Annotated in this window: 1 protein-coding gene; it reads right to left on the bottom strand. The window is 68.5% G+C overall.

What is annotated here, in order from left to right; all coding sequences use genetic code 11:
* Positions 1 to 155: 155 nt before the first annotated feature.
* Positions 156 to 1,592, bottom strand: coding sequence for an IS1380 family transposase (locus tag ABZ656_RS57830; RefSeq protein WP_360280777.1), 1,437 nt, complete (start codon positions 1,590 to 1,592; stop codon positions 156 to 158).
* Positions 1,593 to 1,682: the final 90 nt, after the last annotated feature.

Raw genomic sequence — 1,682 nt, forward strand, 5'->3', positions numbered from 1 at the left:
TAGCCTCGCCGTTTCGGTTGGGGCGATGAGGCGTCGCTGATGGTCAACTGTCGAGTGACTGTGGCGATTTCGGTGTTCAGCCATGGCAGAGTCCCGGCGCAGTGGTCGGGTTCTCCAGGGTCCTTCGGGTCGTGGGCCGGTGGGGTGGTTGCCGGTCAGCCGGCGGGTCGGGGCAGTGCGGCGAGGCGGTGGAAGGCCGTGGCCAGTTCGTGTCTCCAGGGCCAGGTCGCCGATATCCGTAAGCGCAGGCGGCGGCCGCCTCGGGTGAGGCGGGCGGTGACGTGCAGTAGCCGGTAGCGGAGCTTCTTCGGTTCGGCGGTCGCGAGTTCACCGTCCAGCAGCAGTACGCGCATCCAGGCCAGCAGATCGATTGCCGCGAGGCTGAGTTCGAGCCAGACGGCGTTGATGGCGAAGTCGCGGGAGGGGAAGCGGCCGAAGCCGGTGGTCTTGCCGCACCGGATGTGGTCCTCGACAGTGGCATGCCCCCGGTGCCGGACCTCCAGGAACTGCGCGGAGCCGCCCCCGGAGTACGGGGTGTCGGTGAGGAACACCTGATGCCGCAGGCCCTCGTCCTGATCGAACAGGGACAGCTGGGCTCCGGGGTGCGGTCGCTCCCGGCGCACAATGATGCGGGTGCCGCCGGGGTAGCCGGCCAGGTCGACCATGCCGGTCAGCTCGGCGACCTCGGCGCCATCACGCAGTGTCCCGTTCTGGTCCAGGGCGGGATGCCAGAGGTGGTTGGGCATGGCCCGGACAGCGCGGCGGACCGGCTCGGTGATGGCGTATCCGACCGAGAAGAAGGTACGAATTCCTTGTTTCCGCAGGTCGCGGACGTGGGCGAGGAAGGCTTTCGCGGATCCGGCACTGTCGGTACGAATGAGGATGTCGGTGCCGTGCCGGTGGGCATCGGGGATCTGCGCGAGCGCCTGGTCGAGCACCGTGATGTGGTCGCTCGCGGTGTTGGCGCCGGCGTTTCCGGGCCGTAGCTGGCCGGACAGTGCCTCGCCGGTGTTGGCGAGGAAGCACAGCAGCGGGTGGAATCCGAAGCCGCCTTTGTAGGTGGGTGCGGCCAGCTCTTTCTCGGAGTGGCAGGTGACCAGGGTGGCGTCGAGGTCCAGAACCAGGCCGGGAAGTTCTCGTCCGCCGGCCCGGGCTGCGGGTATGCCCTCGCCGTGCTCGGCGGCCTGCAGCCAGGCGGCTTCCCGGGCCTGGGCGCGGGCCGAGCGCAGAGAAGCCAGTGTCCTGTTGTCGGTGTCGGCGAGCAGCCGCCAGGCCGTGGAGTTCGAGGCGACGGGGCCGAACACCCCTGTCTGGTCCCGCAGTACGGCCAGGTCCGCGATGGCCTCGCCGCCGTCGGCGAGCATCACCGCAAGGTCGGTGGCGATCCGGCCCGGATCATGTCCGGTCCCCCGCGGCCGAAGCGGTCTGAGCGCGGCGGAGTATGCGGCGGTCAGCCCGGTGGCATCAGCAAGATCCGTCAGTAACCGTGCCCCGGCATGCCCGACCACCCCCGAACCATCAGCACTGACATAGACCTTGGGACGCAACCCGATAGCCTGCACGTAGAAAGTGCCCTCCGCCTGGACCGACAGAACCCCTCAGCAAGGTTCATCGTCCCAGGTCAGGAAGGCACTTTCGTATTTCCGCCCCAGAACCAGCCATCCCCAAGTGAAACGGCGAGG

This window comes from Streptomyces sp. NPDC007095, assembly GCF_040634475.1.
GTDB lineage: Bacteria > Actinomycetota > Actinomycetes > Streptomycetales > Streptomycetaceae > Streptomyces.